The 26500-nt window shown below is 63.3% G+C and carries 23 protein-coding genes; 14 read left to right on the top strand and 9 right to left on the bottom strand.

The window, feature by feature from the left end:
• Positions 1-46: 46 nt before the first annotated feature.
• The 3 genes from MesoLj_RS00710 to MesoLj_RS00700 all read left to right on the top strand — a co-directional run bounded on the left by MesoLj_RS00710 (position 47) and on the right by MesoLj_RS00700 (position 2953).
• Positions 47-688 carry a DUF47 domain-containing protein gene (locus MesoLj_RS00710; protein ID WP_140769831.1) on the top strand — a complete coding sequence of 214 codons (642 nt, stop codon included), beginning with the start codon at positions 47-49 and terminating at the stop codon, positions 686-688.
• Positions 689-691: 3 nt separating this feature from the next.
• Positions 692-1696, top strand: a complete 1005-nt coding sequence (locus MesoLj_RS00705; protein WP_202324750.1) for an inorganic phosphate transporter — start codon at positions 692-694, stop codon at positions 1694-1696.
• A gap of 75 nt (positions 1697-1771) precedes the next feature.
• Positions 1772-2953: an Mrp/NBP35 family ATP-binding protein gene (locus MesoLj_RS00700; protein WP_202324749.1), complete on the top strand. Its 1182-nt coding sequence runs from the start codon at positions 1772-1774 to the stop codon at positions 2951-2953.
• Positions 2954-2969: 16 nt separating this feature from the next.
• Here the strand turns inward: MesoLj_RS00700 and MesoLj_RS00695 are convergent, their stop codons facing one another.
• Positions 2970-3419, bottom strand: coding sequence for an SRPBCC family protein (locus tag MesoLj_RS00695; RefSeq protein WP_140769825.1), 450 nt, complete (start codon positions 3417-3419; stop codon positions 2970-2972).
• 150 nt (positions 3420-3569) lie between these two features.
• Between MesoLj_RS00695 and MesoLj_RS00690 the strand changes: the two genes are divergently transcribed.
• The 4 genes from MesoLj_RS00690 to MesoLj_RS00675 all read left to right on the top strand — a co-directional run bounded on the left by MesoLj_RS00690 (position 3570) and on the right by MesoLj_RS00675 (position 8478).
• On the top strand, positions 3570-5375 hold the full coding sequence (locus MesoLj_RS00690; RefSeq protein ID WP_202324748.1) for an IlvD/Edd family dehydratase: 1806 nt from the start codon (positions 3570-3572) through the stop codon (positions 5373-5375).
• A gap of 228 nt (positions 5376-5603) precedes the next feature.
• Positions 5604-6422, top strand: coding sequence for a chromate resistance protein ChrB domain-containing protein (locus tag MesoLj_RS00685; protein ID WP_202327097.1), 819 nt, complete (start codon positions 5604-5606; stop codon positions 6420-6422).
• A complete protein-coding gene (gene chrA, locus MesoLj_RS00680; protein WP_202324747.1) occupies positions 6419-7810 on the top strand; it encodes a chromate efflux transporter in 1392 nt (463 codons plus the stop codon). The genes MesoLj_RS00685 and chrA overlap by 4 nt, the downstream gene beginning before the upstream one ends.
• Before the next feature lie 269 nt (positions 7811-8079).
• Positions 8080-8478, top strand: coding sequence for a hypothetical protein (locus tag MesoLj_RS00675; RefSeq protein WP_202324746.1), 399 nt, complete (start codon positions 8080-8082; stop codon positions 8476-8478).
• Between the two features lie 15 nt (positions 8479-8493).
• Here the strand turns inward: MesoLj_RS00675 and MesoLj_RS00670 are convergent, their stop codons facing one another.
• Together MesoLj_RS00670 and pdxR are read right to left on the bottom strand one after the other, a co-directional pair.
• Positions 8494-10083, bottom strand: coding sequence for a trimethylamine methyltransferase family protein (locus MesoLj_RS00670; protein WP_202324745.1), 1590 nt, complete (start codon positions 10081-10083; stop codon positions 8494-8496).
• 190 nt (positions 10084-10273) lie between these two features.
• The gene (gene pdxR / locus MesoLj_RS00665; protein ID WP_056569714.1) at positions 10274-11767 is read right to left on the bottom strand and encodes a MocR-like pyridoxine biosynthesis transcription factor PdxR; all 1494 of its coding nucleotides are present in this window, start codon (positions 11765-11767) and stop codon (positions 10274-10276) included.
• A gap of 299 nt (positions 11768-12066) precedes the next feature.
• On the opposite strand from pdxR, the gene pgi reads away from it, so the two are divergent.
• On the top strand, positions 12067-13710 hold the full coding sequence (gene pgi / locus MesoLj_RS00660) for a glucose-6-phosphate isomerase (RefSeq protein ID WP_202324744.1): 1644 nt from the start codon (positions 12067-12069) through the stop codon (positions 13708-13710).
• Between the two features lie 5 nt (positions 13711-13715).
• Positions 13716-14438: an HAD family hydrolase gene (locus MesoLj_RS00655; RefSeq protein ID WP_202324743.1), complete on the top strand. Its 723-nt coding sequence runs from the start codon at positions 13716-13718 to the stop codon at positions 14436-14438.
• Between the two features lie 134 nt (positions 14439-14572).
• On the opposite strand, the gene MesoLj_RS00650 is transcribed toward MesoLj_RS00655, so the two are convergent.
• A complete protein-coding gene (locus tag MesoLj_RS00650; RefSeq protein ID WP_446720284.1) occupies positions 14573-15286 on the bottom strand; it encodes a class I SAM-dependent methyltransferase in 714 nt (237 codons plus the stop codon).
• Positions 15286-17307: a long-chain fatty acid--CoA ligase gene (locus MesoLj_RS00645; protein WP_202324742.1), complete on the bottom strand. Its 2022-nt coding sequence runs from the start codon at positions 17305-17307 to the stop codon at positions 15286-15288. Before MesoLj_RS00645 ends, MesoLj_RS00650 begins: the two co-directional genes overlap by 1 nt.
• Positions 17308-17777: 470 nt before the next feature.
• On the opposite strand from MesoLj_RS00645, the gene MesoLj_RS00640 reads away from it, so the two are divergent.
• The 5 genes from MesoLj_RS00640 to MesoLj_RS00620 all read left to right on the top strand — a co-directional run bounded on the left by MesoLj_RS00640 (position 17778) and on the right by MesoLj_RS00620 (position 23043).
• The gene (locus tag MesoLj_RS00640; RefSeq protein ID WP_140769808.1) at positions 17778-19370 is read left to right on the top strand and encodes an ABC transporter substrate-binding protein; all 1593 of its coding nucleotides are present in this window, start codon (positions 17778-17780) and stop codon (positions 19368-19370) included.
• A gap of 50 nt (positions 19371-19420) precedes the next feature.
• On the top strand, positions 19421-20428 hold the full coding sequence (locus MesoLj_RS00635; RefSeq protein WP_056569725.1) for an ABC transporter permease subunit: 1008 nt from the start codon (positions 19421-19423) through the stop codon (positions 20426-20428).
• Between the two features lie 70 nt (positions 20429-20498).
• On the top strand, positions 20499-21353 hold the full coding sequence (locus MesoLj_RS00630) for an ABC transporter permease subunit (protein WP_171883339.1): 855 nt from the start codon (positions 20499-20501) through the stop codon (positions 21351-21353).
• A 2-nt stretch (positions 21354-21355) separates the two neighbouring features.
• On the top strand, positions 21356-22213 hold the full coding sequence (locus MesoLj_RS00625) for an ABC transporter ATP-binding protein (protein ID WP_056569729.1): 858 nt from the start codon (positions 21356-21358) through the stop codon (positions 22211-22213).
• Positions 22210-23043, top strand: a complete 834-nt coding sequence (locus tag MesoLj_RS00620) for a dipeptide ABC transporter ATP-binding protein (protein WP_202324741.1) — start codon at positions 22210-22212, stop codon at positions 23041-23043. The genes MesoLj_RS00625 and MesoLj_RS00620 overlap by 4 nt, the downstream gene beginning before the upstream one ends.
• Before the next feature lie 33 nt (positions 23044-23076).
• Here the strand turns inward: MesoLj_RS00620 and MesoLj_RS00615 are convergent, their stop codons facing one another.
• The 4 genes from MesoLj_RS00615 to MesoLj_RS00600 form a co-directional block, all read right to left on the bottom strand.
• A complete protein-coding gene (locus MesoLj_RS00615; RefSeq protein WP_202324740.1) occupies positions 23077-23553 on the bottom strand; it encodes a GNAT family N-acetyltransferase in 477 nt (158 codons plus the stop codon).
• 1 nt (position 23554) lies between these two features.
• A complete protein-coding gene (locus MesoLj_RS00610; RefSeq protein WP_202324739.1) occupies positions 23555-24847 on the bottom strand; it encodes a cysteine desulfurase-like protein in 1293 nt (430 codons plus the stop codon).
• A gap of 17 nt (positions 24848-24864) precedes the next feature.
• A complete protein-coding gene (locus tag MesoLj_RS00605) occupies positions 24865-25539 on the bottom strand; it encodes an amino acid ABC transporter permease (RefSeq protein ID WP_056569735.1) in 675 nt (224 codons plus the stop codon).
• Positions 25540-25702: 163 nt separating this feature from the next.
• Complete coding sequence (locus MesoLj_RS00600; protein ID WP_202324738.1) at positions 25703-26500, bottom strand: ABC transporter substrate-binding protein; 798 nt, start codon at positions 26498-26500, stop codon at positions 25703-25705.

Below are 26500 nucleotides of genomic sequence, written 5' to 3'. Positions count from 1 at the left end.
CTATGTCAATGAAACGGTCGTGGACCGGGCGCGAGGGGAGACTGACATGCTGGGCTGGTTCCGCAAGCTGCTGCCACGCGAAGATCGTTTCTTCGACCTGTTCGAGCGGCATTCCCGCACGGTGGTCGGCGGCGCGGAGGCGCTGCAACAGCTTCTCCAGGGCAAGGACATCGATCGCTGGTGCCAGAAGATCGTCGATCTCGAGGACGAGGCCGATCACGTCACCGCGGAAGTCCTGCTGGCCGTGCGACGCTCCTTCATCACCCCTTTCGATCGCGGCGACATCAAGGATCTGATCCAGTCGATGGATGATGCCATCGACATGATGCACAAGACCGTCAAGACGGTAAGACTGTTCGAGAAGCGGGAGTTCGATCCGCTGATGCAGGAAATGGGCGCCGTCATCGTCGACGCCGCGCGGCTGGTCGCGGAGGCGATCCCGCTGCTCGCCAAGGTCGGCGCCAACAGCGCACGCCTCAACGCCCTCGCCGAGGAAGTCATGCGCGCCGAGGGCCGGGCCGACGATTTGCATGAGCAGGGCCTGAAGGATCTGTTCAGGCGCCACGGCCGCGGTGACGCGATGGCCTACCTGATCGGCTCGGAAATCTATGGTCAGCTGGAGAAGGTGGTCGATCGCTTCGAGGACGTCGCCAACGAGATCAGCGGCATCGTCATCGAGAACGTCTAGGCGATGGACGTCGCGATCGCCTTCCCCCTGCTGGCCGGCCTTGTCGCCGTCGCGCTGTTCTTTGATTTTCTCAATGGCCTGCACGATGCGGCCAATTCCATCGCCACCATCGTCTCCACACGCGTGCTCAGGCCGCAATATGCGGTGCTGTGGGCAGCCTTCTTCAATTTCATCGCCTTCATGTTCTTCGGCCTGCATGTCGCCGAGACCGTGGGGAAAGGCATCGTCGACGTCAGCATCGTCACGCCGGCGGTGATCTTCTCGGCCCTCGTCGGCGCCATTGTCTGGAACATCGTCACCTGGATTGCCGGCATCCCTTCGAGCAGCTCGCACGCGCTGATCGGCGGGCTGGTCGGCGCCGGCGTCGCGAAGGCGGGCATCGGTGCCATCGTCTGGTCGGGACTTGGCAAGACGGTCGCCGCGATCGTGCTGTCGCCGGCGACCGGTTTCATCCTGGCGCTTGTCCTGATCCTGGTGGTTTCGTGGCTGTTCGTGCGCCAGACGCCGTTCGCCGTCGACAGCACCTTTCGCGTCCTGCAGTTCTTTTCCGCCTCGCTCTATTCGCTCGGGCATGGCGGCAACGATGCGCAGAAGACCATGGGCATCATCGCCGTGCTGCTCTATTCGCAAGGCATGCTCGGCGAGAAATTCTACGTGCCGCTCTGGGTTGTCCTCACCTGCCAGTCGGCGCTGGCGCTCGGCACGCTGTTCGGCGGCTGGCGGATCGTCCACACGATGGGTTCGAAGATCACCCGGCTCAATCCGATGCAGGGCTTCTGCGCCGAAACCGGCGGCGCCATCACGCTGTTCGCCGCCACCTGGCTCGGCGTTCCCGTGTCGACCACGCATACGATCACCGGTGCCATCATCGGCGTCGGTGCCGCCCGCCGCGTATCAGCGGTGCGCTGGGGCATCGCCGGCAACATCGTCATCGCCTGGATCATCACCTTGCCGGCGACGGCGGCGATTTCGGCTCTCACCTATCTTGCCGTCAACCTGGCGGGTTGACCGGGGGCATCGTGGCGCTTGGAGTCGGCTTCAATCTGCACTATCTGAGCGGCAGCCCAACGCCAGGATAAAATCATGTCCGTCACCAAGGAAATCGTCACCGAGCGTCTGAAGACGGTCAATGGGCCGGATTTCACCGGCAATATCGTCGACCTCGGCATGGTTTCCGAGATTTTCATCGCCGATTCGAAAGTGTTCTTCTCGATCACTGTTCCAGCCGCCAGGGCGCAGGAGATGGAGCCGCTGCGCGCCGCCGCCGAACGTGTCGTCAAGGCAATTCCAGGTGTTGCCGGCGCCGTTGTCGCATTGACCGCGGAAAAGAAGGGCGGCGGCATGGAGGCACCGGTTCCGGCGCGCGCCGCGCCCAGGCCGGCACCGTCTGCTCCGCCCGCCGCTGCCGCATCGCGTGCTGCTCCGCATGCCCCTGCTTCGCACAGCCAGGGCAAGCGTGGCGTGCCAGGCATCGAGGCGATCATCGCGGTTGCTTCGGGCAAGGGCGGCGTCGGCAAGTCGACCACCGCCGTCAATCTGGCGCTTGGCCTTGCCGCCAATGGCTTGCGGGTCGGCGTGCTCGATGCGGACATCTACGGCCCGTCCATGCCCAAGTTGCTCGATATCCATGGCCGGCCGCAGACGGTTGACGGCAAGATCCTGAAGCCGATGGAGAATTACGGCCTCAAGGTGATGTCGATGGGCTTCCTTGTCGATGAGGAAACGCCGATGATCTGGCGCGGGCCTATGGTGATGTCGGCACTGACACAGATGCTGCGCGAGGTCGAATGGGGCAGGCTCGACGTGCTCGTGGTCGACATGCCGCCCGGCACCGGTGATGCGCAATTGACCATGGCGCAGCAGGTGCCGCTGGCCGGCGCCGTCATCGTCTCGACGCCGCAGGACCTGGCCCTCATCGACGCCCGCAAGGGGCTGAACATGTTCAAGAAGGTCGACGTGCCGCTGCTCGGCATCGTCGAGAACATGAGCTATTTCATCGCGCCGGACACCGGCAAGCGCTACGACATTTTCGGCCATGGCGGCGCGCGCCGCGAGGCCGAGCGCCTCGGCGTCACCTTCCTCGGCGAAGTGCCGCTGGAAATGGGCATCCGCGAAAGCTCGGATGCCGGTGCGCCTGTGGTCGTCTCGGATCCTGACGGCGCCGCGGCGAAAACCTATCGCGACATCGCCGCCAAGGTCTGGGACAGGGTCAATGAAGAACGCGGCGCGGCCGAAGCGGCGGTGCCGAGCATCGTCTTCGAGTGACCTCCCGGGAGGAGGGTCAGCCGCCGACCTTCTCACCAAATGTCGAAAAGAACTGCCCGGCCAGCTTTTTCGAAGTCGACTCGATCAACCGGCTGCCAAGTTGGGCGATCTTGCCGCCGACTTCGGCCTTGGCGGCATATTTGAGCACCGTGGCATTCGGTCCATCCGCAGTCAGCGTCACGTCGGCGCCGCCCTTGGCGAAGCCGGCGATGCCGCCCTTGCCTTCGCCCTGGATCGTGTAGGAATGCGGTGGCTTGAGGTTCTTCAGCGTCACCTCGCCATTGAAGGTCGCCTTGATCGGTCCGATCTTCAGCACGACCGTCGCCGCCATCTCGGTGTCCGACGTCTTCTCCAGGCTCTGGCAACCGGGAATGCTCTCCTTCAGCACCGCCGGGTCGTTCAGAGCTTCCCATACTTTCTGGACGGGCGCCGTGATGCGTTCCTCGCCTTCGATCACCAAAGCCATCAAGACCTCCCGTGCAACTGATGTCGATTGGTCCTAGCGCGCGGCCCGATACATGTCTATCGCACCAAAGTCCGGATTCAGATCGCGCGTGCCCCTTGCCTGCATCCGCGCGTTGTCATATCGATTTGTCATACAAATACGGAGACCATGATGGCTGGCGCCCCCACAGGAAAGAAGAAATTTCGCTCGCAGGAGTGGTTCGACAACCCCGACAATCCGGGAATGACGGCGCTCTATCTGGAGCGTTACCTGAATTACGGGCTGACCCGGGCCGAACTGATGTCGGGCAAGCCGTTGATCGGCATTGCCCAGACCGGCTCGGATCTGTCGCCTTGCAACCGGCACCATATAGAGCTCGCCAAGCGCGTGCGCGAAGGCATCGTCTCGATGGGCGGCATCCCTTTCGAGTTCCCCTGCCATCCGATCCAGGAGACCGGCAAGCGCCCGACCGCGGCCCTTGATCGCAACCTTGCCTATCTCAGCCTGGTCGAGGTGCTCTACGGCTATCCGCTCGATGGCGTCGTGCTCACCATCGGCTGCGACAAGACCACGCCGGCGCTGCTCATGGCGGCGGCCACCGTCAACATCCCGGCCATCGCGCTGTCGGTCGGCCCGATGCTCAACGGCTGGCACAAGGGCAAGCGTACCGGGTCCGGCACGATCGTCTGGGAATCGCGCCAGCGCCTGTCGGCAGGCGAGATCGATTATGACGAGTTCATGGACATCGTCGCCTCCTCGGCGCCCTCCACCGGCTATTGCAACACGATGGGCACCGCCACCACGATGAATTCGCTGGCCGAGGCGCTCGGCATGCAGCTGCCGGGCTCGGCCGCCATCCCCGCCCCATACCGTGAGCGCGGCCAGATCGCCTACGAAACGGGAAAGCGCATCGTCGACATGGTGCATGAGGATTTGAAGCCCTCCGACATCATGACGCGCAAGGCCTTCGAGAACGCCATCGTCGTCAATTCGGCGATCGGCGGTTCCACCAACGCACCGATCCATCTCAATGCCATCGCCCGCCATCTCGGCGTGCCGCTCGACAATGACGACTGGCAGAAGATCGGCCTCAAAGTGCCGCTCATCGTCAATCTGCAGCCGTCCGGCGAATATCTGGGCGAGGACTATCATCATGCCGGCGGCGTGCCGGCCGTGGTTGCCGAACTGATGAAGGCCGGGCTGCTGCCCTATCCTGAAGCCGTGACCGTCAACGGCAAATCGATCGGCGACAATTGCAAGGGTGTCGCAAACGAAAACGCCGACGTCATCCACAGTGTCGACAAACCGCTCAAGACCAATGCCGGCTTCATCAACTTCAAGGGCAATCTGTTTGATTCCGCGATCATGAAGATGAGCGGCATCTCGCCGGAATTCCGCGAGCGCTATCTGTCCAACCCGAGCGACCCGGAAGCCTTCGAGGGCAACGCCATGGTCTTCGACGGTCCGGAGGATTACCACGCCCGCATCGACGATCCGGCGCAAGGCATCGATGAGCACACCATCCTGTTCATGCGCGGCGCCGGCCCGGTCGGCTATCCCGGCGGCGCCGAGGTCGTCAACATGCAGCCGCCGGCCTATCTCATCAAGAAGGGCATCCACTCGCTGGCCTGCATCGGTGACGGCCGCCAGTCGGGCACGTCGGGCTCGCCATCGATCCTCAACGCCTCGCCGGAAGCCGCGATCGGCGGCGGGCTGGCGCTGCTCAAGACCGGCGACCGTGTGCGCATCGACTTGCGCAAGGCCACCGCCAACATGCTGATCAGCGATGAAGAGCTTGCCAGGCGGCGCGCCGAGCTGGAGAGCGATGGCGGCTACCACTACCCCAAGCACCAGACGCCGTGGCAGGAGATCCAGCGCGGCATGGTCGACCAGTTCTCCGAAGGGATGGTGCTGAAGCCGGCCGTGAAATACCTGGACGTCGCCCATACCAGCGGCGTTCCCAGGGACAATCATTGATTGGGGACACCCACTGACATCGGATCGACGGCTGGCGGCTTGATCAATCAGGCCGCCAGCCGTTCTTCCATCTGGCATTGTGCGTCCTGACACGGTTCGAGACCGGTCACGATCCTTGACAAGCGTGCCCAACAAATCCACGATCATGACAAGGGGTGCATCGCGACGACCCCGTGAGGCGTCAGCCCAACGTTCGCGTCCAGGCTTCTCTATCAGGAGGTGGACGCCATGCCGTCAACAACCGCTATCACCGTATCGCAACTATCCCGTCTGGTCGGCCTGCCGGGTGCGCCTGCAATCATCGATGTCCGCATTGATGAGGATTTCGACGCCGATCCGCGCCTGCTGCCGGCCTTGGTCCGCCGCGATTTCAAAACCGTTTCGACCTGGGCCTCCGACTTCGCCGGCAAGCCCGTCGTGGTGGTCTGCCAGAAAGGCCGGAAACTCTCGCAAGGTGTAGCCGCATGGCTGCGCCACGGGGGGATCCCCGCCGAAACCCTCGAAGGTGGCTTCGAAGCCTGGCGCGATGCGGACGGACTTCTGGTCCGCACCGACAAATTGCCGCCGCGCGATGAAAAGGGCCGCACGGTCTGGGTGACGCGCGCGCGCCCCAAGGTCGACCGCATCGCCTGCCCCTGGCTGATCCGGCGTTTCATCGATCCTCGCGCGGTCTTCCTGTTCGTCGAGGCGGCCGAAGTGCCTGCCGTGGCCGACCGCTTTCAGGCCGAGCCGTTCGACATCGACAACGTGTTCTGGAGCCATCGTGGCGAACGCTGCACCTTCGATACGATGATCGAGGAATTCGGGCTGGGGTCCGCCGCACTCGATCGCCTTGCCGTGATTGTGCGCGCGGCCGACACTGCAAGTCTCGATCTGGTGCCCCAGGCCGCCGGCTTTCTGGCTGCCTCGCTTGGCCTGTCGCGGATGTTTCGCGACGATCTGGAGCAACTGGAAGCAGGCATGCTGCTCTACGATGCGTTCTTCCGCTGGTGCCGCGATGCCACCGAGGAAACGCACAACTGGCCCAGCGCAGGTAAACCGTCATGAGCGCCGTTGTGCCTGCACACAGGTCGGGGAACGTCGAAGCGCCGGCGGCACCGACCTTTGCCGAAGCCCTGAAGGTCTGGGCGAAGATCGGACTGCTCAGCTTTGGCGGGCCCGCCGGGCAGATCGCGCTGATGCACAAGGAACTGGTCGAGGAACGACGCTGGATCGGCGAACAGCGTTTCCTGCATGCACTGAATTACTGCATGCTGCTGCCCGGCCCGGAAGCCCAGCAACTCGCCATCTATATAGGCTGGCTGCTGCACAGGACGATCGGCGGCCTTGTCGCCGGCATTTTGTTCGTCCTACCGGGCGCGCTCGTCATGCTCGTCTTGAGCAGTCTCTACGTGCTCTATGGCGACATGCCGCTCGTCGAGGCGCTCTTCCTCGGTGTGAAGGCGGCGGTGCTTGCCATCGTCATCGAGGCGGTGATCCGCATCGGACGGCGTGCGCTGAAAAACCCGGCCATGGTGTCGATCGCGGTTGCGGCCTTCATCGCCATCTACGCTTTGAACGTGCCGTTTCCGCTCATCGTCCTGCTCGCGGGCCTGACAGGATGGCTGGGAGACCGCATTGTTCCCGGCCTGTTTTCCGGCTCGGCGCATGGCAAGGACGACATTGCCGATATCAAGGGAGCGGTCGACCTGATGTTCGAGCGCGGAGAGTTGACCCATGTCGAACCGACCAGATGGCATGCGCCGCGCACTGTCGCAATCTGGCTGCCGATCTGGCTCGGACCGGTTCTTGTTATCTGGTGGTTCACCGGCTCTGCCAGCGTATGGACAGAGATAGGCCGGTTCTTCAGCCTGATGGCGGTCGTCACCTTCGGTGGCGCCTATGCGGTGCTTGCCTATGTCGCGCAGGCGGCTGTCCAGTCTTTCGGCTGGCTCGCGCCCGGTGAGATGGTCGATGGTCTTGGGCTTGCCGAGACCACGCCTGGTCCACTCATCCTGGTGTTGCAGTTTGTCGGCTTCATCGCCGCGTTCCGTCACGCCGGGTCGTTGAACCCGCTGCTTGGCGGATCGCTTGGCGCGCTGCTGACCTTGTGGGTGACGTTTACGCCGTGCTTCTTCTGGATATTCCTTGGCGCGCCCTACATCGAGACCTTGCGCGGCAACAGGGCATTGTCGGCCGCGTTGGGGGCGATCACCGCCGCTGTTGTCGGCGTCATCATGAACCTTGCTTTGTGGTTTGCCTTGCACGTCGTTTTCCGTGAGGTGCACGCGATGGGTCTCGGTATTAATGTCCCGGTGCTTTCGTCGATCGACTGGCGTGCGGCACTGCTTTCCTGTGCCGCGATGATCGCCATCCTGAGGCTGAAGATCGGCATGCTGCCGACGCTCGCCGGATCGGCCCTTGCCGGTGTCTTGCTGCTGGCGGCGAGCGGCTAGAGCGGTTCAGCGTTTCATGGAATCGCAGAACCGCTCTAACTATTTGTTTTTACGCAATTCCGGACGGAAAACCGTTACACACTTTTCCTGGGATTGCTCTAATGCATGTCGCCCAAAAGTGACCTTGGTTTTGGGAGAACGACATGCATGAGAACAAAGACCTGAAGCGCGTCGCATGAATCCGTTTCAACGCACCGCGCTTAGATCTTCTCCTGCCTTTGTATTCCGCTCGCCGACCACTTAAGTGGTTGGAAACGGATTGGAACATCATGGCGCAGCGACGCTCTTCCCTGGGCTTTCTCGGAATGTTCGGACGATCGGGCGATCTGAGGCAGCTTGATGCGGCATTGCGTGGCGCCGACCTTCATCCCGCCCTTGTGCCGGAGGGCGTGAAACTCACCCTCGTCAATCTGATGAAGGATCGCTGGTCCGACGAGCCGCCGCCGCAGGCCTACCCGGACGTGGCGCGGCTGTTCAGCTATTGCGTTGCCGGACCGGAGGCGTTCGAGCGCTCCCAAGGCCTGCAGCAGCGGCAGGACGTGGAGCGCCGTATCGAGGACGCGGTCGAGGCCGGCGACAGTTTCGACGCCCAGATCGTGTTGATGACGCTGCACGCCAAACTGATCAACGCCGAAGTCGTCGAACGCTACGGCCTGGGAGCCGACTGACTGCTTTGACGCGGCTCAGCCGCCCATATTGGCGCGCGGCAGCTTGATCATGTCGCCGAAGCGCGCGCGCAGCCTGTCGTCGAGCAGCTTCGGCACATGGCGCGGGAAGCGTTCGACAAGGACGCGCTTCTTCTCGATGATCGCGCGCTGCAATATGTCGGGCCGGCCCTTTTCGTTCCATTCCTTCGGCGAAAACCGGTCGCCGACGGCCGGATAGAAATACTCGGTCTGCATCAGCCGCAGCGTCTGCTCGTTGCCGAGATAATGGCCCGGTCCCTTCAGGCAGACTTCGGCGATGGTGTCGATCGACAGTGCTTCATCGGTCACCTCGATGCCGCGGACGCAGCGCAGGCAATGTCCGAGCATGTCATTGTCGATGATCAGGCTTTCCAGGCAGAAGCCGAGCAGCGAGGCATGCATGCCGGCCGATTCGTAGACCAGGTTGAGCCCGGCAAGACCGGCCATCACGTCGGTGATGCCTTTTTCATAGCCGGACTGGATGTCGGGCAGTTTCGAATCCGTCATGCCGGCGGCCGAGCCGCCGGGCAAATCGTAAAACTGCGCCATCTGCGCGCAGGCAGCCGTCAGCACCGCCTGCTCGGCCGAACCGCCCGACATGGCTCCGGTCCTGAGATCCGAGACGAACGGCCAGGTGCCGAAGATCGCCGGATGTCCCGGCTTGATGGCGTTGACATAGACGAGGCCGGCCAGCACTTCGGCCACCGCCTGCACCACGGCACCGGCAATCGCCGCCGGAGCCGTCGCGCCGGCCTGGCCGGCCGACAAAAGCAGGATCGGGATGCCGCCCTCGACACAGGCCTCGAGCACGCCGCAGGCGTCCTCGGCGAATTTCATCGGCGGCACGACGAAGCAGTTGGAGTTCGACACGAAAGGCCGGGCGCGGAAATTCTCCTCGCCGCCGGCAATGGCGTAGAGCATTTCCAGCGCCGGTTGCACGTTCTCGCGCACCGTGAACGAGGTGCCGACATGCTTGGACGTGCCCATCACGCAGGCGTAGAGCGTGTTGAAGTCCATTTCGAGCGGATCGGGAATGTCGCGCGGCACCATCGGCCGCTGGAAGAAATGGATGTTGTCGAGCCCCTCGACGAGGCGGGCCGCGTCATAGATGTCCTGCAGCAGCGATTCGCGATATTCGCGCTTCTCCACATCGACCAGATGCACGGCGGCACCCGCCGTGCCGTAGTGCACGCGCTTGCCCTGGATCACCATGTCATGTTTCGGGTCCTGGCCGTGCAAGGTGAAGTTGCGCGCCGCCTTCTTGATGGTGTCGAGCACCAGCGCGCGCGGGAAACGGATGCGGCCATCATCGCCATGGGTGGCGCCGACCCTGGTCAGTGCCTCGATGCAGGAAGGGATGGCATTGGCGAAGCCGACCGTCTCCAGCAGCGTCAGCACCGCCTCGTGGATGCGTTCCTGGTCGTTCCCGCGCAACGGCCCGTAGCTGCCGCCTTCGAGGCCGGCGCGCACCGGCCTGATGTCGTCGGCGAGCGGCGCTGCCCGCATGGCGCGGCGCGCTTCGCGTCCACCGGAGCGGCGCGAGCGCTGATCCGCCGTCGCTTCCTGCTTTTCAAGAACCACTGACATGGAGACACTCCAGCTTTCTCGGAAGCAGGGCGGCGGTTGGTCCACCATCGGCTGCTTCTTCCCCTTTGTGCCACGACTATGCCGCCGGCTTTGGCACAGCCTATGGGCCAGCCTGTCCGGTTGCATGTGCCAGAGCTAAAGGAACCGGAGCCGCCTTTGGGGGCTCAGGTCAAAGGATCGGGTGAGTGGATCAGGCAGCGGCCGGCCTGCGTCCGGCCGCGGTGGCGAGTTCGCGGATGCCGGGCTCGATGTGCTGCAGCGCGATCGAGGAAATGCCCAACCGCATGAAACGCGAAGGCTTTTCGGTGCGGTCGAAGAAGCGGTCTCCCGGCTCGATGATGACGCTGCGCGAGGCGGCGGCCTCGGCCAAACCACGGGAATCGGTGCCCCGCGGCCCTTCGAGCCATAGCGACGTGCCGCCGGCCGAATCGGTCGAACGCCATTCCGGCAGGAAAGCGGAAATCGCATGGACCAGACGCTTGCGCCGCTCGTCAAAGGCGCTCGACAGACGCCGCACCAGGGCCTCGTGATGGCCGAGCGACAGGAACAGCGCCACGGCGCGCTGATTGTTGGCCGGCGGATGGCGCAGCATGAAACGGCGCAGCGCCCTGAGTTCCGCGATTAGTCCAGCCGAGGCGACGATGTAGCCAAGCCGCAGGCCCGGAGCCAGCGTCTTCGACATCGAGCCGACATAGACGACGCGGCCGGAGCGATCGAGGCTCTTCAACGCCTGCTGCGGCGCCTCGTCGAGAAGCTGGCTGTCATAGCCGTCCTCGATGATGATCTGGTTGTGACGGTTGGCACGTGCCAGCAGATCCTGCCGCCGTTCGGCCGACAACGGCACCATGGTCGGGCAATGATGGCTGGGCGTGACGAACACGAAGCCGGAATCATTGGGGATGGAGGAGGTTACGATGCCGGACTGGTCGACAGGCACAGGCTGGATCTCGGCGCCCGCAAGGCGGAAGATCGAGCGCGCGTCGGGGTAGCCGGGATCCTCCATCGCGACCTTCGAGCCCTTGGTCATCAGCAGCGAAGCCAGCATGTAGAGCGCGTTCTGGGCGCCAAGCGTGACGATGATCTCGTCGGGATTGGCGAAGATGCCGCGCCGGGGCAGGAGCCGCGCCTGGATCTGCTCAATCAAGAGCGGATCGTCGCGATCGACCATGTCGGACGCCCAGTTGCGGATCTCGAGCACGGCCAGCGCCATGCGGTTGCACTCGCGCCACTCGGCGGTCGGGAACAGCGCCGGGTCGAACTGGCCATAGACGAAGGGGTAGGACGACTTGATCCAGTTCTCGTGCTTGGCCGGCGGCGGCATGTCGCTGGCGGCGATCTGCCGGCGCGCCTTCCAGTCGATCTCGTTGGCCTGGTCGGGCGCCTTCTGGTGCGGCTTGGCCGGTGTCGCCAGCACGTCCGGATTGACGAAATGGCCGCGCCGCTCGCGCGCCACCAGGAAACCCTGGTCGACAAGCTGCTGGAAGGCGAGAACCACGGTTCCGCGCGCCACGCCGAGTTTTTCGGCCAGGATCCGGCAGGAAGGAAGCGGCATCGAAGCGGCGATCTGACGGTCTAGAATGGCGGCCACGATGGCTTGGCGGATCTGCGCCTGCAGGGTCTGGCCGGATTCAGCCGAAATCCGGAACAGGCCGGACCATATCGCCGTGTCGTTTCTCTGTGGCATGGAAGATGTTCCTCGATGGCCAGCTTTTTTCGCTTGGCTGGACCAGTCGAATGTAACGGTGGCACAAGGGGTTGCGCCAATCAATTTTTCTGATCTTTGGGATTTATGCCAGTGATCCTTCAGCCGAAATCGGGCGCTGTATCGTTCCTGTCACAAACCATGTCATCACTTCGTGACGCGCTGCGTCATCGCCGCGTATTGACCGGACGGAATTCGGCTCAATAGTTTTGTCGCGACGACACGCGCCGGAAACATCCGGTCTGATAGAGTGCGTCGAAAAACGCCAGGAGTCCCCGCCAGTGGATAAATCAGCCTTCCAGAAACAGCTTGCCGCCTTGCGCGATCATCGCGCCGGCGCGCCGGCCGACATGCGCCAGGCCTTCGCCGCCGATCCACAGCGGTTCAAGACATTCTCCGCCACCGACGGTGACCTTTTGCTCGACTGGTCGAAATGCGCCGTCGACGCCACCACCATGGATTTGCTGGAGAAGCTGGCCGCTGCCGCCGATCTCGAGGGTCGCCGCGCCGCCATGTTTGCCGGCAAGAAGATCAACATCACCGAAGACCGCGCCGTGCTGCACACGGCGCTGCGCAACCTCAGCGGCAAGGGCGTCACCGTCGACGGCCAGGACGTCAAGGCGGATGTCATTTCCGTGCTCGACGCGATGGGTGCCTTTGCCGATGCGGTCCGCTCCGGCAAGGCAGCTGGCGCCACCGGCAAGAAGATCACCGATATCGTCAACATCGGCATTGGCGGCTCTGACCTCGGCCCGGCCATGGCGACGCTGGCGCTCGCCCCCTATCATGACGGACCGCGCGCGCACTATGTCTCCAACATCGACGGCGCCCATATCCACGACACGCTGAAGGACCTGTCCGCCGAGACCACGCTGTTCATCATCGCCTCCAAGACCTTCACCACGGTCGAGACGATGACCAACGCGCAGACGGCGCGCGACTGGGTGCAGAAGGCGCTCGGCAAGGAAGCGGTCGGCAAGCATTTCGCCGCCGTCTCGACGGCGCTCGACCTGGTGGCCAAGTTCGGCATCGAGCAGGATCGCGTCTTCGGCTTCTGGGACTGGGTCGGCGGCCGCTATTCGGTCTGGGGCGCGATCGGCCTGCCTGTCATGATCGCCGTCGGCCCAAGAAATTTTCGCGCCTTCCTCGACGGCGCGCATGAGATGGACGAGCACTTCCGCACCACTCCGCTGGCCAGGAACCTGCCGGCGCTTCTGGGGCTGGTCGGCTGGTGGCATCGGGTCATCTGCGGCTATCCGGCGCGCGCGGTCATCCCCTATGACCAGCGCCTGTCCAGGCTGCCGGCCTATCTGCAGCAACTCGATATGGAATCGAACGGCAAGGGTGTCACCCTCGACGGCACGCCCGTGACGACGCCGACCGGACCGCTGGTCTGGGGCGAACCCGGCACCAATGGCCAGCACGCCTTCTTCCAGTTGCTGCACCAGGGCACTGACCTCATTCCGGTCGAATTCCTCGCCGCGGCCGTTGGCCACGAGCCGAACCTGCGGCATCAACACGATCTGCTGCTCTCCAACTGCCTGGCGCAGTCGGAAGCCCTGATGAAGGGTCGCACGCTGGACGAAGCCCGCGCGCAGATGCTGGCCAAGGGCATGAAGCCGGACGATGTCGACAGGATAGCGCCGCATCGCGTCTTCTCCGGCAACCGGCCGTCGGTGACCATCCTCTATCGCAAGCTCGACCCGCGCACCTTCGGCCGGCTGATCGCGCTCTACGAGCACCGCGTCTTCGTCGAGGGTACGTTGTTCAACATCAATTCCTTCGACCAGTGGGGTGTCGAACTCGGCAAGGAGCTGGCGACCGGCCTGCTGCCTGTCGTGGAAGGTAAGGAAAGCGCCGCAAACCGTGACGCCTCTACAAGGGGCCTTGTGGAACGCATCCACCAATTGCGTGGTTCGGAGTGAACGACTTGGCAGACATCAAGGGGATATTGTTCGACAAGGACGGGACACTTGTCGACTTCAACGCGACGTGGCTCGGCGTTGCCGACTTCATGGCCATGGACGCATCCGATGGCGACCGCTGGAAGGCCGACAGGCTGCTCGCGGCCGCCGGCTTCGATTTCGCCAACCGGCGCTTCAAGCCCGACTCCATCTTTGCTTCCGGCACCAATCTCGACGTCGTCGAACTTTGGTTTCCGCGCCTGTCGAACGAAGACCAGATGCTGGCCGTCGCCCGCTTCAACGAGATCACCTCGGTGCAAGGCTCGGCGATGGCGGTGGCCCTGCCGGGCGTCGTCGACACCTTGGCGGTGCTGCATAAAAAATCCTACCGGCTTGGCGTCGCCACCAACGATTCCACCAGCGGCGCGGAAAAGACCTTGGTCACGCTCGGCGTCGCGCAGCTTTTCGACGCGGCCTATGGCTACGACGCGGTGGCCAACCCCAAACCCGCGCCCGACACCATCCAGGCCTTCTGCGACCTCACCGGGCTGAAGCCGGCGGAGATCGCCATGGTCGGCGACAACCGCCACGACCTCGAAATGGCGCGTGCCGGCGGTTGTGGCCTGGCGGTCGGCGTGCTTTCCGGCACCGGTACGCGCGAATCGCTGGCCGAGATCGCCGACGTCATCCTGGATTCGGTTGCCGACCTGCCGGATTTCCTTTCAACGCGGGTCAAGGAGACGGTTTGATCGCCTCCGCTGATGCATGTCGCCCAAAGTGACTTCGGTTTTGGGACAACGACATGCATGAAAGCAAGGACCCAAGGTGCGCCGCATGGATCCGTTTCACCGCGGCGCGCTTTTCCGTGAAACGGTGAAATGCTCTAGGCAGGGGCGGTCTCGGCCTCGAAGCGAAAGACGCCGCTCGGTTTCAATGTGGCGTCTCTCGCCTCGCCGAAGTCCGGCACCTTGTATTCCGCAAGCAGGCGCAACCGCGACCGCGGCAGATAGGCCCGCCCCGGATCGCCGACCAGCACCTCGACGCCGGCGACGAGGCAGCGATCGAGAAAAGGCATGACGCGCGCCGCGACGTCCTGTCCGTAGAACACATCACCGGCAAGCACGAGATCGACCAAGGGGGGCGAACCCCCGGTGATATCGCCATCCATCACCGTGATGACGACGCCGTTGGCGGCTGCATTGAGGCCGATCGCGGCGATGCCGTTGCGATCGATTTCGGCGGCAACCACCTCGCACGCGCCGGCCTTCGCGGCGGCGATGCCGACCAGGCCGGACCCTGCGCCCAGGTCGAGCACGCGGCGGCCCGCCACGCTCATCGGATGGTCGAGGACATAGCGCGCCAGAACGGCGCCGCCGGCCCATGCATAGGCCCAGTAGGGCGGCTGCGGCTCCGGCGCGCCCGCGCCCGCATCGTCTTCAGGCTCGACCAGCCGCCTCAATCCGCTGCCCGGATGGGCGGTGTAGAGCCGGATTTCGGGAAGTGCGGGCACCGGGACAAGGCGCATGTTGGCCTTGATGAATTCCGCCGCATCGAGGCGAGGGCGCCGGTCCGGTGCATCATTGTCGGCAAGGATCACTAGCCGCGCAGCGCCCGCCGCAGGATCTTGCCGACCGGCGTCTTCGGCAATTCGGTCCTGAACTCGATGTATTTGGGCCGCTTGTAGCCGGTAAGGTTCTCGCGGCAAAAAGCGGTGATGGCTTCCGCGGTCAGGGCTGGATCCTTCTTGACGATGAACAGCTTCGGCACTTCACCAGAATGCTCGTCCGGCACGCCGATCGCCGCGACTTCAAGCACGCCCGGATGCATGGCCACGACCTCCTCGAGTTCGGTCGGATAGACGTTGAAGCCGGAGACCAGGATCATGTCCTTCTTGCGGTCGACGATCTTGGTGTAGCCGCGCTCGTCCATGAAGCCCATGTCGCCCGATTTGAAGAAGCCGTCCTTGGTCATCACCTTGGCGGTCTCGTCGGGCCGGTTCCAGTAACCGGCCATCACCTGTGGTCCCCTTATGCAGATCTCGCCGACCTCGCCCAGCGGCAAATTGTTGCCGTCATCGTCGCGGATGGCGATTTCGGTCGAAGGCAGCGGCAGGCCGATGGTGCCCGTGAAGTCACCCGATGTGAACTTGTTGGCGGTCGCCACCGGCGAGGTTTCCGACAGGCCGTAGCCTTCCGAGACTGGGCAGCCGGTCAGCGCCTTCCAGCGCTCGGCAACGCCCTTCTGCACCGCCATGCCGCCGCCCAGCGTCAGGATCAGCGGCTTGAAGTCGAGCTTGCGGAAATCCTCATTGTTGAGCAGCGCATTGAACAGCGTGTTGAGACCGGGAAAGATGTGGACCGGATATTTCCCGAGTTCCTTGACGAAGCCTGGAATGTCGCGCGGGTTGGGGATGAGGATGTTCTGGGCGCCTTGCTGCATGCCCATCAGAGCGTTCACCGTCAACGCGAAGATGTGGTAGAGCGGCAGTGCGCAGACGAAGTTGAGATGCGCGGGCTTCGGCTTGATCGTGTAGGCGTCTTCGATCCAGAGCGAATTCTGCGCGACGTTGGCCAGCACATTGCTGTGCAACAGGGTAGCACCCTTCGAGATCCCCGTTGTGCCGCCGGTATATTGCAGGAAGGCCACATCATTGGCGGCCACCGTGGCCGGCTTGAAGTTCATGCCGCTGCCAGCCTTCAGCGCCGCGTTGAACTTGACATGGCCGGGCAATGACCAGGCCGGCACCATTTTCTTGACGCGGCGCACGACCAGATTGACGATCGTGCCTTTCAGCCCGCCGAGCATGTCGCCCATGGAAGCGACCACGACATGCTTGACCGAGGTCCTGGAGACCACGGCCTGCAGTGTGCCTGCGAAGTTTTCGAGGATGACGATGGCCTGCGCCCCGGAATCCTTGAGTTGGTGTTCCAGTTCGCGCGGCGTGTAGAGCGGATTGACGTTCACCACCGTATAGCCGGCGCGGGCCACCGCCATCATCGCCACCGGATACTGCAGTACGTTCGGCATCATCAGCGCGACGCGTGCGCCCTTCTGCAGTCCCGTCGATTGCAGATAGGCGCCGAATGCCGCCGAGAGCCGCTCAAGCTCCGCATAGGTGATCGACTTGCCCATGCAGGTGAAGGCCGGCTGGCCGGAAAACTGCTTGCACGCGGCGACAAGGAAGTCGCCGATGGAGCTGTGGGGAAGGGGGCCGATCTCGGCCGGCATGTTCTTCGGATAGCTTTTCAGCCATGGTTTTTCCGGCAGGCCGGCGACGAGCTCGGTGAGTGCCTTCGGCAGTCGCCGGCCTGGTGCGGGCGGCGGTGTCGGTGCCGCCTTCGCTGACGATGCGGCCTTCGTTGCGCCGGCCTTGTTCGCCGCTGCCTTTATGGGAGAAGACTTCGTCGGCGAGGTCTTTGCCGGAGCGGCTTTCACGGCCGGCTTGGCGGGGCTCTTGGCCGTGGTCGCCGCCTTTGCCGCTGGTGCCGTCTTGGCGGGCTTCGCGCCTGCCTTGGCGGTCGCGGCTTTGGCGGCAGCTTTGCCTTGCCCGTCGGCGGCGGCTGGTTTCGAAACCGCCTTGGCCGACACTTTCACCGGCGCCTTCGATGCTTTTGCCACCCGTTCCTCCCTAGCAATTCTTGTTCGCGCGTCTCTTGGTCGTCTGTGCCGCGCCCGCCTCCAGATGATAGAGACGTCCTCCGCTGCCGCCAGCCTGACCATCTATGTATTGCCTCTATCGGCGGCGGTGCAAGTCTTGCCCTTGCGGCAAGGCGCGGAAAGATTTGCCGCCGAAAATCTTCCCCGCCGGCTACACTTGGAACGGTATCTTTCCGCTTCCGAGGCCGGCTGAAGACGCGACGCGGCAACGATGTCGCCAAATGCCGGATCAATAAAAAAATGCGGTCGTTAATAATATCGTGAATGGAAAAAACTGCTAATTTTTTCTGCCATTTAGCAAAATTACGGATTTTTTTCCTGCTTCCCGCGGGGTAAGCAAACGGGGTGTTCCAAAGCCGGAAAAACGGTGCTTATATGCGCGCTTCGCGAGCCTGATAGAGGGGCTTGGAAGAACATTCAGGGAGTGCTCAATGAAGAAGAAATTGACTTTTGCAGCCGCGTTGCTGGCTGCAAGCGTCCTGGGAGGCGTGGCCAACGCGAAAACCCTGGTCTATTGCGCGGAGGCATCGCCGGAGGGTTTTGATCCGGCGCCGTACACCGCGGGCCAGACGTTCGACGCGTCCTCGCGTACCGTTTTCAACCGCCTCGTCGAATTCGATCACGGCAAGACCTCGATCTCGCCCGGCCTGGCTGAAAGCTGGACCATTTCCGACGACGGCAAGGAATATACGTTCAAGCTGCGCAAGGGCGTCAAGTTCGCGCCCACCGACTATTTCACCCCGACGCGCGATCTGAACGCCGACGACGTGGTGTTCTCGTTCGAGCGCCAGGTCGACAAGAACGGCCCCTGGTTCCAGTACATACCGGGCATTGCCTATCAGTATTACAATGACCAGTTCGGCGACAACATCACCAAGGTCGAGAAGGTTGACGACCAGACGGTGAAGTTCACCCTCAAGGAACCGGCGATCACCTTCATCCCGACGTTGGGCATGGATTTCGCCTCCATCGTCTCCAAGGAATATGCCGACAAGCTGCAGGCCGACAAGACGCCTGAACTGTTCAACCAGAAGCCGGTCGGCACCGGTCCGTTCATCTTCGTCGACTATCAGACCGACGCCGCCATCCGCTACAAAGCCAACCCCGACTATTGGGGCGGCAAGCAGAAGATCGACGATCTGGTCTTCGCCATCACCACCGATCCGGCGGTGCGCGCGCAGAAGCTCAAGGCCGGCGAATGCAACATCATGTCGTACCCGGCGCCGGCCGATATTGCCGGTCTGCAGGCTGATCCGAACCTGACGGTCGCGGAGCAGGAAGGCCTCAACGTCGGCGCGCTGATGTACAACACACAGCAGAAGCCGTTCGACGACGTGCGTGTCCGCAAGGCGCTCAACATGGCCATCAACAAGAAGGCCATCATCGACGCCGTCTTCCAGGGTGCCGGCCAGGTGGCGATCAACCCGATCCCGCCGACCATGTGGTCCTACAACAAGGACGTGAAGGACGATCCGTACGATCCGGACGCGGCCAAGAAGCTGCTTGAGGAAGCCGGCGTCAAGGATCTCAAGATGAACGTCTGGGCGATGCCGGTCTCGCGCCCGTACATGCCGAACGCGCGCCGCACCGCCGAACTGATCCAGGCGGACTTCGCCAAAGTCGGCGTCACCGTCAACATCGTCAGCTACGATTGGGGTGAATATCTCAAGCGCGCTTCGGCGGTCGATCACGACGGCGCCGTCATCGTCGGCTGGACCGGCGACAATGGCGATCCGGACAACTTCCTCGGCGTGCTCCTGAGCTGCGCTTCCGTCGGTTCGAACAACCGCGCGGAATGGTGCAACAAGGACTTCGATGCGCTCATCAACAAGGCCAAGACGGTTTCCGACCAGGCCGAGCGTACCAAGCTCTACGAACAGGCACAGGTCATCTTCAAGGAACAGGCACCGTGGGCAACGCTCGCGCATTCCAAGGTGTTCATGCCGATGCAGAAGACCGTCTCCGGCTTTGCGATGGATCCGCTCGGCATCCACCGCTTTGACGGCGTCGATATCGCCGAATAAGGTTCGCGAAACGGGGCGGCGCCACAAGGTGCCGCCCCACCTCGCCCGCCATGCTGCGTTATATCCTAGGCAAGCTCGCCCTCATCATCCCGACCTTCATCGGGATAACCATCCTCGCTTTTGGCTTCGTGCGCATCCTGCCCGGTGATCCGGTGCTGGTGCTTGCGGGAGAACGTGGCCTGTCGCCCGAACGTCACACGGCGCTGATGCACCAGTTCGGTTTCGACCTGCCGATCTGGCAACAATATCTGACCTACCTGACCAATATCCTCAGCGGCGATTTCGGCACCTCGTTTTCCACCAAGACGCCGGTGCTCAAGGACTTCCTGGTGCGGTTCCCGGCAACGGTCGAGCTCGCCATCTTCGCCATGATCTTCGCCGTCGTCTTCGGTGTCGCCTTCGGCATCTTCGCCGCGATCCGCCGCGGCTCCTGGTTCGACCAGCTCACCATGGGCACCGCGCTGGCCGGCTATTCCATGCCGATCTTCTGGTGGGGTCTGCTGCTGATCATCGTCTTTTCCGGCACGCTGCACTGGACGCCGGTCTCCGGCCGCATCGACCTCCTCTATTTCTTCAAGCCGGTGACCGGCTTCATGACCATCGATTCCTTGATTTCCGGGCAGAAGGGCGCGTTCCGCTCGGCGGTGTCGCACCTCATCCTGCCGACCATCGTGCTCGGCACCATCCCGCTGGCGGTCATCGCCAGGCAGACGCGCTCGGCCATGCTCGAAGTGCTGGGCGAGGATTATGTGCGCACCGCGCGCGCCAAGGGCCTGGCGCCGCGCCGCGTCATCGGCCTGCATGCCTTCCGCAACGCGCTGATCCCGGTCGTCACCACCATCGGCCTGCAGGTCGGCACGCTGCTCACCGGCGCCATCCTGACCGAGAGCATCTTCTCCTGGCCCGGCATCGGCAAGTGGATGATCGACGCCATTTCCAAGCGCGACTATTTCACCGTCCAGGGCGGGTTGCTTCTGATCGCGCTGATCGTCATGTCGGTGAACCTCATCGTCGACGTGCTCTACGCCGTCATCAACCCGCGCATACGGGCCAATTGACATGACCAACGAAGGCCCAGCCACCGTCGAAGCCGCCACCGTCGTCAAGCCGCAGGACGCGCGGCTGCAGATGTTCGCGGAATTCTGGCACTACTTCTCCATCAACAAGGGCGCGGTGATCGGCCTCTTCGTCTTCGCGCTGCTGATCCTGGTCGCTCTCTTCGCGCCGTTGCTCGCCCCGCACTCGCCTGACGATCAGTTCCGTGACTTCTTCCTGACGCCGCCGGCCTGGCAGGCGGGCGGCAATGCGCAGTTCCTGCTCGGCACCGACGCCGTCGGCCGCGATATGCTGTCGCGCCTGATCTATGGCTCACGCTTCTCGCTCGCCATCGGCTTCGTCGTCGTCACCACGGCGCTGATCTCCGGTGTCATCCTCGGCCTGCTGGCCGGCTATTGCCGCGGCTGGGTCGATACGCTGATCATGCGCATCATGGATATCATCCTGGCCTTCCCGTCGCTGCTTCTGGCGCTGGTGCTGGTCGCGGTCCTTGGCCCTGGCCTCGTCAATGCCATGATCGCCATCGCCTTCGTGCTGCAGCCGCATTTCGCGCGGCTCACCCGCGCCGCCGTAATGGCGGAAAAGAACCGCGAATATGTCATCTCGGCCAAGGTTGCCGGCGCCAGCCATCTCAGGCTGATGCTGGTCACCATCCTGCCCAACTGCATCGCGCCGCTGATCGTGCAGGCGACGTTGTCCTTCTCCAACGCCATTCTCGAGGCGGCCGCGCTCGGTTTCCTCGGCATGGGCGCACAGCCGCCGACGCCGGAATGGGGCACCATGCTTGCCGAAGCACGGGAGTTCATCCTGCGCGCCTGGTGGGTGGTGACGTTCCCCGGCCTCGCTATCCTGATCACCGTCTTCGCCATCAACCTGATCGGCGACGGTCTGCGCGATGCGCTCGACCCCAAGCTGAAGAGGTCGTGAGCATGCCTCTGCTTGAGATCAAGAACCTCACCGTTTCCTTCGACACCGCTGCCGGACCGTTCATGGCCGTGCAAGGCATCGACCTTTCGATCGAACCGCGCGAGGTGCTGGCGATCGTCGGCGAGTCCGGCTCCGGCAAGTCGGTGTCGATGCTGGCGGTGATGGGGCTGTTGCCCAACACGGCGACGGTCAGGGCCGACCGCATGGCCTTCGATGGCGTCGATCTGTTGAAGCTCAGCCCGTCCGAACGGCGCAAGATCGTCGGCAAGGACATATCGATGATCTTCCAGGAACCGATCGCCAGCCTCAATCCGTGCTTCACCGTCGGCTTCCAGATCGAGGAGGTGCTGCGCTTCCACATGGGCATGGATCGCGCCCAGCGCCGGGCACGGGCCATCGAACTGATGAAGCTGGTCGGCATTGCCGATCCGGAGGAACGGCTGAGTTCGTTTCCGCACCAGATGTCGGGCGGCCAGTGCCAGCGCGTCATGATCGCCATCGCCATTGCCTGCAATCCCAAGCTGTTGATCGCCGACGAGCCGACGACCGCACTCGACGTCACCATCCAGAAGCAGATCCTCGATCTCCTGGTCTCGCTGCAGGCCAAATACGGCATGGGGCTGATCATGATCACCCACAATATGGGCGTGGTGGCCGAGACCGCCGACCGCGTCATCGTCCAATACAAGGGCCGCAAGATGGAAGAGGCCGACGTGCTGTCGCTGTTTGAATCGCCAAAGAGCAACTACACGCGCGCACTGCTGTCGGCGCTGCCGGAAAACGCCGTCGGCGACCGGCTGCCGACCGTGTCCGACATGCTGTTCGAGCCCGCTCCCTCCGCCGCTGGAGCCTCCGCATGAGCACCACGGTCCTCGAAGGCAAGAACATCGTCCGCGACTATCACATCGGCGGCGGCCTGTTCACCGGACCGCGCACCGTGCATGCGGTCAAGGGCGTCTCCTTCACCGTGGACAAGGGCAAGACGCTCGCCATCGTCGGCGAAAGCGGCTGCGGCAAGTCAACGCTCGCCCGCATCATCACCTTGATCGATCCGGCGACCGCGGGCGAGCTGTTCATCGACGGCAACAAGGTCGACATCGCCAGGGGCGGATTGACCAAGGAAATGCGCCGCAAGGTGCAGATCGTCTTCCAGAACCCTTACGGCTCGCTCAATCCGCGCCAGAAGATCGGCGACGTTCTGGGTGAGCCGCTGCTGATCAACACCGACAAACCGGCCGCCGAGCGGCGTGACCTCGCCATGAAGATGCTGAAGAAGGTTGGCCTCGGTCACGAGCACTACAACCGCTATCCGCACATGTTCTCGGGCGGCCAGCGCCAGCGCATCGCCATCGCCCGCGCGCTGATGCTGAACCCGAGCCTCTTGGTGCTCGACGAGCCGGTTTCAGCGCTCGATCTTTCGGTGCAGGCGCAGGTGCTCAACCTGCTCGCCGACCTGCAGGACGAATTCCAGCTGACCTATGTCTTCATCAGCCACGATCTGTCCGTGGTGCGCTACATCGCCGACGATGTGATGGTGATGTATTTCGGCGAGGCGGTCGAATACGGCTCGCGCGACGAGGTCTTTTCCGACCCCAAACACAGTTACACCAGGACGCTTTTCGCGGCGACGCCGCGCGCCGACGTCGCTTCGATCAAGGCAAGGTTGGCGAAGAAGAAGGCGGCGGCCTGACTCCGGGCGTCGCTGCCTTCCGGCGAGGGGAAGCTAGACTGGTGCCTCAGGCATCAGCGTCTTTGCGAGCAGGACATTGGCGTGGCCGCGCGGGAAGTCCTCGAGTTGCACCAGCCGGTGAAATCCATGCTTTTCATAGAAGTCCGGCGCCTGGAAGGTGAAGGACGCGAGATGGATGACATGGCACCCGCGCAGCCGAGCCTCCTGTTCTGCGGCTGCAAGGAGGCGCGAGCCGAGGCTCTTGCCGCGCTCGCTCTCGGCGATCCATAGCGTCTTGATTTCGCACACGCCCGCCCAACTGTGCCCGTGGAGACCTGCGTAGATCGTCCCGTCATTCCTCTTCAGGAAGATCGACAAATAGCGGCCGTCATCGACGCCGGTCGCAGCGACGTTGAAGCCGTAAAGGCCATCTTCTAGGGCGACAATGTCCTCTGGCGTGGGTTCGCTGAGGACAACAAGATATGTCGCCCCATTCGCGCTCTCATCATCGTTCTCGCCAAGACCAGTCATGTCACGATAACTTGGCGATGATCGCCTGCAGCGCCTCGCCGAAGCGGTGGATTTCCTCGACCGTGTTGTAATGCACCAGCGAGGCGCGGATGGCGCCGCTGTCCATCGACAGATTGAGGCGCTTCATCAGGCGTGGCGCGTACATGTGTCCGTCGCGGATGCCGATCTGCATCTCGGCCATCTCCTCGACGATCCTTTGCGGCGACAGCTTGCCGATGTTGAAGCAGAAGGTCGGCACGCGCTCGTTGATGCGGGCCTCGTCCGCGACGCCGTAGATAGTCGCGCCGCAGCCCTTGAGCACACCAAGCATCTCGCGCGCCAGAACCAGCTCGTAGTCACGGATGGCGGTCATGCCGGCAACGATGTTTTCGCGCCGCGAGCGATTGTTGGAGGGCGCGAGATTGCGGCCGATCAGTTCCAGATACTGCACGGCCGCGTCCATGCCCGACACATTCTCATAGATAAACGTACCGGCCTCGACCTTGTAGGGTGGTTCGTCCGGAATGAAATCCTCGCGGAAGGTCGGCAGCCGCTTCAGTGTGTCGAAGCGGCCCCAGAGGAAGCCCATATGCGGCGAGAAGTTCTTGTAGCCGGAGCAGACGAGGTAGTCGCAATCCCAGGCCTGCACGTCGATCAGCCCATGTGGTCCGTAATGCACGCAGTCGAGGAATACTTCGGCACCGGCCGCATGCGCGATCCTGGCAACGGAAGCGACATCGACGATCGAGCCGATCGAATGCGCCGTCACCGTGCAGGCGACGAGGCGGGTGCGGTCGGAAACCAGCGGGCGCAGATCGTCGACATGCAGGTTGCCGTCCTCGCGCATGCGCCACCACTTGAATTTCGCCCCGACCGATTCCAGCGCCAGCCAGGTGGCGATGTTGGCGTCATGGTCCATGTCGGTGATGACGATCTCGTCGCGTTCTCCAAGCATTTGGCCAATGCCGAGGCTGACCAGGCGGATGAACGAGGTGGCGTTCATGCCGAAGCAGATTTCCGCCGGGCTGTAGGCGTTGATCAGCAGCGCCACGCTTGTGCGGGCATCGGCGACCGACTGGTCGACGGTGACGCTGCGGCCATAGCGGCCGCCGCGCTGCACATTGTGCGAGACAAGGTGGTTGGTCACCGCGTCGAGCACGCTCTGCGGAATCTGCGCGCCGGCGGCGTTGTCCAGGAAGATGAAATCGCCCGCTCGCTGCAGGGCGGGAAACATGGCCCGGATGGTGGCGACGGGGAAGCCGTCGGTAGCGGTGGCCTGGGGATTGCTCAAGGGATGTCTCCTGCGAAGTGCCATGGCGAACGGTCTGATGGTCAGCGCGTCTTTTCGGTCTTGAAGCGGGCTTCAAGCAGGCTGACGAGGCGCACCATCGGCCAGAGGAAGATGAGATAGACGAGTGCCGCGCCGATCAGCGGCGAGGGGTTGGCGTAGAGCGACTGCGCGTTGGTCGCCTCCTTCAAGAGTTCCGGCAGCGCCACGGTCGAGGCGAGCGAGGTGTCCTTGAACATCGAGACGCAGTTGCTGGTCATCGGCGGGATGACCACGCGCACCGCCTGCGGCAGCACCACCTTGCGCAAGGTCAGAAGGAACGGCAGGCCGAGCGCCTGCGAAGCCTCGAACTGGCCGCGCGGAATGCTCTCTATGCCGGATCGGAAGACTTCCGCCGAATAGGCCGACATGATGATGGCGAACGCCGTCACCGCGGACGCCCAGGACGACAGGCGTATGCCGAGGAAGGGCAGCGCGTAGTAGATCAGGATCAGCACCACCAGCACCGGCAAGGCGCGGAAAATGTCGGTATAGCCGACCGCCAGCCACCGCAGCGGCTTCGGCGCATAGAGCCGCAGCAGGCTGATCACAAGGCCGATCGGGATGCCGATGCCGATGCTGAGCAGGCCGAGCAGCAGCGTGTTCAGGAATCCGCGCAGCAGCGCAGGCAGGCTCGACGCGATGACGTCGGCGTTGAAGAAGGTGTCGATCAGCGACATGGGAGCGTTCCCGAACCGTTTTGCGTCCCGCGACGCTGGAGCAGGGCCCGGAAACACCGAAAGCGGTTTTGCCGCGCGGACCTGTGGCTCCGGGGAAGGATCATCAATGAAAACGAGGCGTGCCGGCCTTTTGAGCCGTCACGCCCCTGTTCTCGGTCGCCGCTCAGGCCTTCGGCATCGGCATTTCCTTGACGGTCGACGAGTCGGCCGGCGCGTCGCTGCCGAACCACTTCTTGTGGATCGCGGCCAGCGTGCCGTCCTTCTTCATCGCCGTCAGCGCGTCGTTGAGCTTGCCGAGCAGCGGGTGGTCCTTGGTCATCATCAGTCCGTATTGTTCGCCGGTCTTGATGCGCTGCTTCACCTTCAGGTCCTTCATCTTGGTGAAGGAGTATTCCATGCCCGGAATGTCGCTGACGGCGGCGTCGACGCGGCCGGCGCTGAGGTCGAGCAAAAGGTTCTGCTGCGTGTCATAGCCCTTCACGTCGCTGAAGCCATCGGCTTCCTGATGCGCCTTGACCCAGGTCTCGCCGGTCGAGCCGGACAGCACGCCGACGATCTTGCCCTTGAGGTCGGCCTCGGTGTTGACAGCGCTGTCGGTCTTGGTGGCGATGCCCATGTCGGAATCATAGTAGGGCTGGGTGAAGGACTGCGACTTCAGCCGCTCCGGGGTAATGGTGATCGAGGAGATGGCGACATCGATACGCTTCGAGGTGGTGGCCGCGAACAGCGCCTGGAAGCCGAGATCGGCGATATCGGTGGTCATGCCGATGCGCTTGGCCGCTTCGTTGACGATATCGACTTCAAAGCCCTCGAAAGTGCCGCTCTCGTTCTTGTATTCGAAGGGCGGATTGGTCGGGTAGGCGCCGACATTGAGCACATCGGCGGCATAGGCGGTGGCGGGACCGGCGGCGATGCCGATGGCGGCAGCGAGCAGGATGAGATTGCGACGGGTGAGCTTCAT

The organism is Mesorhizobium sp. 113-3-9 (genome assembly GCF_016756515.1).
Lineage (GTDB): Bacteria > Pseudomonadota > Alphaproteobacteria > Rhizobiales > Rhizobiaceae > Mesorhizobium.
Note: the sequence above shows the minus strand (reverse complement) of the source record. Positions and strands in the feature narration are given on the sequence as shown.

Bases quoted from the DNA above. Each gene is read 5' to 3' on its own strand.
- chrA (WP_202324747.1), top strand. From the start codon at position 6,419: ATGAGCGCCGTTGTGCCTGCACACAGGTCGGGGAACGTCGAAGCGCCG.
- MesoLj_RS00710 (WP_140769831.1), top strand. From the start codon at position 47: ATGCTGGGCTGGTTCCGCAAGCTGCTGCCACGCGAAGATCGTTTCTTC.
- MesoLj_RS00700 (WP_202324749.1), top strand. From the start codon at position 1,772: ATGTCCGTCACCAAGGAAATCGTCACCGAGCGTCTGAAGACGGTCAAT.
- MesoLj_RS00630 (WP_171883339.1), top strand. From the start codon at position 20,499: ATGTTCGCGGAATTCTGGCACTACTTCTCCATCAACAAGGGCGCGGTG.
- MesoLj_RS00695 (WP_140769825.1), bottom strand. From the start codon at position 3,419: ATGGCTTTGGTGATCGAAGGCGAGGAACGCATCACGGCGCCCGTCCAG.
- MesoLj_RS00610 (WP_202324739.1), bottom strand. From the start codon at position 24,847: ATGGCACTTCGCAGGAGACATCCCTTGAGCAATCCCCAGGCCACCGCT.
- MesoLj_RS00640 (WP_140769808.1), top strand. From the start codon at position 17,778: ATGAAGAAGAAATTGACTTTTGCAGCCGCGTTGCTGGCTGCAAGCGTC.
- MesoLj_RS00670 (WP_202324745.1), bottom strand. From the start codon at position 10,083: ATGTCAGTGGTTCTTGAAAAGCAGGAAGCGACGGCGGATCAGCGCTCG.
- MesoLj_RS00625 (WP_056569729.1), top strand. From the start codon at position 21,356: ATGCCTCTGCTTGAGATCAAGAACCTCACCGTTTCCTTCGACACCGCT.
- MesoLj_RS00605 (WP_056569735.1), bottom strand. From the start codon at position 25,539: ATGTCGCTGATCGACACCTTCTTCAACGCCGACGTCATCGCGTCGAGC.
- MesoLj_RS00675 (WP_202324746.1), top strand. From the start codon at position 8,080: ATGGCGCAGCGACGCTCTTCCCTGGGCTTTCTCGGAATGTTCGGACGA.
- MesoLj_RS00685 (WP_202327097.1), top strand. From the start codon at position 5,604: ATGCCGTCAACAACCGCTATCACCGTATCGCAACTATCCCGTCTGGTC.
- MesoLj_RS00705 (WP_202324750.1), top strand. From the start codon at position 692: ATGGACGTCGCGATCGCCTTCCCCCTGCTGGCCGGCCTTGTCGCCGTC.
- MesoLj_RS00690 (WP_202324748.1), top strand. From the start codon at position 3,570: ATGGCTGGCGCCCCCACAGGAAAGAAGAAATTTCGCTCGCAGGAGTGG.
- MesoLj_RS00600 (WP_202324738.1), bottom strand. From the start codon at position 26,500: ATGAAGCTCACCCGTCGCAATCTCATCCTGCTCGCTGCCGCCATCGGC.
- MesoLj_RS00615 (WP_202324740.1), bottom strand. From the start codon at position 23,553: ATGACTGGTCTTGGCGAGAACGATGATGAGAGCGCGAATGGGGCGACA.
- MesoLj_RS00620 (WP_202324741.1), top strand. From the start codon at position 22,210: ATGAGCACCACGGTCCTCGAAGGCAAGAACATCGTCCGCGACTATCAC.
- pdxR (WP_056569714.1), bottom strand. From the start codon at position 11,767: ATGCCACAGAGAAACGACACGGCGATATGGTCCGGCCTGTTCCGGATT.
- MesoLj_RS00635 (WP_056569725.1), top strand. From the start codon at position 19,421: ATGCTGCGTTATATCCTAGGCAAGCTCGCCCTCATCATCCCGACCTTC.